The sequence below is a fragment of the Luteococcus sp. genome (assembly GCF_043424415.1).
GTDB lineage: Bacteria > Actinomycetota > Actinomycetes > Propionibacteriales > Propionibacteriaceae > Luteococcus.
The window spans coordinates 1-2673 of the sequence record NZ_JBHWOO010000229.1; the positions used below are offsets into that span (position 1 = coordinate 1).

2 protein-coding genes are annotated in these 2673 nt (G+C 67.7%); both read right to left on the reverse strand.

The features are described from left to right. Positions 1 to 280: 280 nt before the first annotated feature. Positions 281 to 673, reverse strand: a complete 393-nt coding sequence (locus tag ACHFFZ_RS13270) for a VOC family protein (RefSeq protein WP_087004426.1) — start codon at positions 671 to 673, stop codon at positions 281 to 283. A 96-nt stretch (positions 674 to 769) separates the two neighbouring features. Then, positions 770 to 2673, reverse strand: a 1904-nt coding sequence (locus tag ACHFFZ_RS13275) for a toprim domain-containing protein (protein ID WP_394277079.1), incomplete at its 5' end; no start/stop codon positions are given.

A 2673-nucleotide genomic window follows, 5' to 3' on the forward strand; every position in this document is an offset into this window, starting at 1 on the left:
AGTGGGTTAAGGATCAGCAGTGGGGCCATGAGCTGTGGCATAGGTCACAGATGTGGTGTGGGTTTGGGTGCGGCCCTAAAAAGACCAAAACAAACAAACAAACAAAAAGGTGATGCTTGGCATGCAGAGGAGTGTATTTTCCTTGGACATAAGTCTACCTTCCTGCTGATGGCAATGTCAGGGAGCCAGCTAGATATCCAAATTCAAGGAGCTGTGGGCTTCCACAGTCACAACGGAGTGCCGAGACCTACGGACTGCTGACTGACCCGGACCACGGCAGTCAGGATGAAGTCTTGCGCTCCTCATCGGACCGCAGGATGCAGAACTGGTTGCCCTCGGGGTCGGCCAAGGTGACCCATCCCAGCCCGTTGGCCTCACGGCGGTCAGCCACGAGGGTGGCGCCCAGCCCGAGGACTCGCTCGACCTCCTCGTCGCGGGTTCCCGTGCGGGGCCGCAGATCCAGGTGGAACTTGTTCTTGCCCGGCGTCGGATCCGGCACCTCGATGAACAACAGGGTGTGGCCGGTCTCGGGGTCGAAGATCGGGCATTCCTCATGGCCAGGTTCGTTCGGGTCGTCGGCGTGATCGACGTATCCCAGGATCGGTCGCCAGAACTCAGACAGGGCGTAGGCGTCGCGGCAGTCCACTGAGGTGTGGGAAACGAAGCTCGTCATGGCAGGAGTGAAGCACGTCGAGTCAGACTGGGCCAACGTAGGTGCCCAACGCGCCTTCCCTTGGCAGATGATCGATGTCATGCACATTTGATGCTCCTACCGCCGTGGCACGTGGGTGGGATGGTCCTCTGGTACGTCTGGGCGGCGCTCGCGTGGGCGGTTCATGGCGGCCCGTTCCATGCAGCGGTTCTGTGGCAAAGCCGCGTCTGCGGCGGCTTCTCGGGGCTCGTCGTTCCATGCGTCGACCAAGGGGACGAGTCGCGCTTGCAGCTGATCCTCCGGGATCTTCGTCTGCTGGCTGAGCCCCTCCAGGCCCGACTGCCACGTGCTGGGATGGCCGGCTGCGATGGCGGAGAGCGCCTGGTCGACAGTGGCATCGTCGTCCGCGGAGGTGATGAGTCGCTTTGCGGTGGGGATCGCGTTGTCGAGGCATCGGGTAAGGGCTGCGGGTCCGTGGGCGATGAGGAGTTCGGCGGGGTCGCTGCCTTCCTGGAGTTCGGCTCGGAGGGTGTCGGTGCGGTGGACGGCGAGTTTGAAGTGGTCCTTGTGGGCGGCGGTGTTGCCGGCGGTGTCGTTGTCGGTAGCCAGGACGACTTGCTCCTGGTTGGCGAGGAGGGCGGCTTGGTGGTCGGTGAGGGATGTTCCGAGGGGTGCGAGGCCGGTGTAGTGGCCGGCGGTGGCCAGGGTGACGGCGACGGCGTCGAGGGGGCCTTCGACGATGACCGGGGTGCTGTTGGCGGTGGGGTGGCCGTAGAACTGGTCGCCCTTGCTGTAGATCGGGGTCGTCGGGGTGTTGAGGTACTTGGGCCCGGCCTTGTCGGCGGGCAGGGTCGGGTTGGCCCGGGCGACGAAGCCGAGGATGCGCCCGTCCGCATCGGTGATGGGCAGGGTGAGGCGGTCGCGGAAGCGGTCTATGAGGTTGCCGGTGGAGGCAGGTTTGACGAGTCCGGCGGTGAGCATTTCGAGGTCGGTGACGCCGTGGCGGCGTAGGTGGTCGGCGAGGTTGGTCCAGCCGGCAGGGGCGTGTCCGGGTTGGATCGTGGGGTGACTGGTGAGGTCGACGCCGAGGCGTTCGGCGAGGTAGGGCTGGGCCCATGATCCCGGGAGCTGGCTGGCGTAGTAGTCCTGGGCGAGTTGGTTGACTTGGTGGAGGCGCTCGGCGGGGACGGGGGAGTCGGCCAGGGCGTCGGCGCGGTCGAGTTGGTGACGCAGCATGGCGTCGCTGGGCGGGGTAGGGCCGGTCGCGTCGCGGATCATGCCGAGCAGCGCCAGGCGGGTGGCGGGGGCGTCCGGGCCAGGCAGTTCCACCGCCGCCTGCTCGATCGTCGGCGCGGTGTCCGGGGTGGGTTCGGGTGTGGTGGTGGTGCGGGCGAGGCGCCAGAGCAGGGCTGCGGCCGGATGGTCGTCTGGTAGGGGCTTGGTGGTGACGGTCTCGGCGAGGATGCCGTGGACGTCGTGGCCGGCGGTGCGCAGGTCGTCGAGCCGGTGGGCGAGGCGGGCCACGGCTGGGTCGGTTGCGAGTCGTTCTCCGATGGCGTCGAGGATCGGCTTCCACCGTTCGAGTGCGGGGTCGTTCTGGTCGATGGCCTGGTCGAGGGCGCGTTGGTACTGGGCGGCTTGGCGGGTGGTCTGGCGGGGCCCGGTGGGGCGTGGATCGCTGTCGGGAACGGCGTTGGCGGCGCGCCTGATCGCGAGCTGGCGGCGGGTCTCGTCGGTGCAGGGCAGGTGCGCCCACGTCGCGTCCGGGAGGGGCTGGTGGGCGATCTGGTCGGCGAGAGTGGTGACGAGGGTGGCGCGTTGCTGCGCCCAGGTTCCCCAGGCGGGGTCGTGGTGGATGCGGGTGGGGATACCGGGCAGCCATGGCAGGGGGCCTGCGGTCAGGGGGTGGCGGGTGTCGAGGCGCCAGGCGAGGGTGGCGGCCTTGTCGCGGGCGTCGTCGAGCTCGTGTTGGGCGTGGGCCGCGGTCAGGGCGGTGAGGGGGTTGGTGCCGTTGCTAGTGC